Annotated in this window: 2 protein-coding genes; both read left to right on the top strand. The window is 43.5% G+C overall.

Going from position 1 to position 2,144, the window contains the following annotated elements:
- Positions 1–100: 100 nt before the first annotated feature.
- Positions 101–682, top strand: a complete 582-nt coding sequence (locus tag GMES_RS16330; protein ID WP_006993855.1) for a plasmid pRiA4b ORF-3 family protein — start codon at positions 101–103, stop codon at positions 680–682.
- Between the two features lie 29 nt (positions 683–711).
- Positions 712–2,106, top strand: a complete 1,395-nt coding sequence (locus GMES_RS16325; protein ID WP_006993854.1) for an ISKra4 family transposase — start codon at positions 712–714, stop codon at positions 2,104–2,106.
- The last annotated feature ends 38 nt before the right edge of the window (positions 2,107–2,144 follow it).

Raw genomic sequence — 2,144 nt, 5'->3', positions numbered from 1 at the left:
TTGGAGAGCACCGCAAAGTGTGGGGCAATTGAATGAAAGCTTTTTAATTCTTTAAAAGTGCGAGAGCCTCAAATTGTACGTAATTTGAGGTGCCTATACCATGAATATTTACGCGTTCAAAGTTGCCTTGCGAGGCATCAGCCCGATGATTTGGCGTCGACTCCAGCTCTCGGGTAACACGTCCTTAGCCGACCTCCATCATATCATTCAATTGGCGATGGGGTGGGAGAATGACTACTTACACAGTTTTCATATTTTCGGTAAAGATTACGGTATTGCTTATGAAGGCGGCCTGAGCTTTTCTGATAACCCTCTTACGGTCATTCTAGATGATTTTGGCTTTGATATCGGTGACCGATTTACCTACACCTATAATTTTTATGACCACTGGTTGAATGATATTCGTATCGAGGCCATACAACCGATCGACGATATAACAGCCTTCGCCCCTTATTGTTATAAAGGGCAAGGTCGATTCATCGACAATAAACCCTATTATCGCACTGATGAACAATACGCTTTATCGGCGATACTCGTCGACATTTTTCATGGAAATGAAGCTACAATAACAGTGGGGGACATTCGTTTATTGATCGAGAAATATGAAGCCATCCGCTTTAATCGGCAAGCTATTAATACCTTGTTGTCTCAACCACTGTCTGATGCGATTTATCCCTGCTGATTGTTTCTTTGCTAAAGGAGAAGACGCCCATGAAAATGCACATTCAAGTCGTGATTGATAATGACCAGGGTCAAACATACCTCAAAGAGCTGATTTGTTTGGACAAAGGAACCGGGACTGAAGACTTAGTTGGTTTGTCCTTAGCCGAATCCAAGCAACTGCTTAAACAGTTACAAATAAGTATCATCCAACATCAAGCGAAAACCTATACCGAGGCACATCGATGCTGCCCCGATTGTGAGAAACCAAGGAGTATCAAAGGACAGTCTGAAATACAGTACCGCACCTTGTTTGGTATCATCCCGGTACCGAACCAACGCCTTTATCATTGTCAATGTGCAGCATCAACGACACAAACATTCAGTGTGTTAAACGACTGGTTAAGTGACCATAATAGCCCTGAATTACAGTATATGGAGACGAAATGGTCCTCGTTAATGTCTTATGGGTTGACTGTGGACTTACTGAAGGATGTCCTCCCGATCAATGACGGGCTTAATGCAGAAACCGTCAGGCGGCACCTTCATCAGGTCGCTAAACATCAGGATAAACGTCTTCAGAAAACAGCAAGCTACCTCTTGGGTTGCCCGATGGAATGGGGCCAACTTCCCAAACCAGATAAACCTCTAACGGTGGGTATTGATGGCGGTTATGTGAGGGATTGTCGGCAAAAGAAAAATCACTTCGAAGTCATTGTTGGCAAGTGCTTCTCAAAAACACAGACCGGTAAACGCCTTGGCTTTGTGCAGAAATTGGAAGCACACCCGCAACGTCGTTTAATGCATTTACTCAATGAGCAAGGTATGCAAGCCAATCAGCAGATCTCGTTTTTATCGGATGGAGGTGATACGGTAAGAAGCTTACAATATATCATGCACCCCGAAGCTGAACATGTACTGGACTGGTTTCATGTGACGATGAGATTAACGGTATTGAATCAATTCGCCAAAGGGCTAGCACAGGCCGATCCTGTGTTAGGAAAAGATGTAACGAAAGGCTTAGAGAGCAGCAAATGGCATCTGTGGCATGGGAATGTTAAGAAGGCATTAGATAAACTCGAAGACTGTACTTTTTACCTGGATAACGAGAACGTACAATATACAAATCGTAAGAAGTTTTTAAAACAGCTTGAAGAAATGTGGACGTATATTGATAACAATCGGCACCTGATTCCTAATTACGGCGAAAAGTATCGTTATGGTGAAACCATTACGACTGCATTTGTGGAGTCCACTGTGAATGAAGTTATCGCGAAACGCATGGTGAAAAAACAGCAAATGCAATGGTCTCCAGAAGGTGCACATTATTTATTACAAACGAGAACAGCGGTATTGAATGGTGAGCTACGCAACCATTTTGAAGAATGGTTTCCTGCGATGAAGCCTCAGCGGGAATCAGTGAGGGAGTTGCCTATGGCCGCTTGATATTTTACATTCTGCCCCACACTTTGCGGTGCTCTCCA

The sequence above is a fragment of the Paraglaciecola mesophila KMM 241 genome, from assembly GCF_000315015.1.
Taxonomy (GTDB): Bacteria; Pseudomonadota; Gammaproteobacteria; order Enterobacterales; family Alteromonadaceae; genus Paraglaciecola; species Paraglaciecola mesophila.
Note: the sequence above shows the minus strand (reverse complement) of the source record. Positions and strands in the feature narration are given on the sequence as shown.

What these genes read in the sequence shown, in the direction of transcription:
- GMES_RS16330 (WP_006993855.1), top strand. Translation starts at nt 101, where the DNA reads ATGAATATTTACGCGTTCAAAGTTGCCTTGCGAGGCATCAGCCCGATG.
- GMES_RS16325 (WP_006993854.1), top strand. Translation starts at nt 712, where the DNA reads ATGAAAATGCACATTCAAGTCGTGATTGATAATGACCAGGGTCAAACA.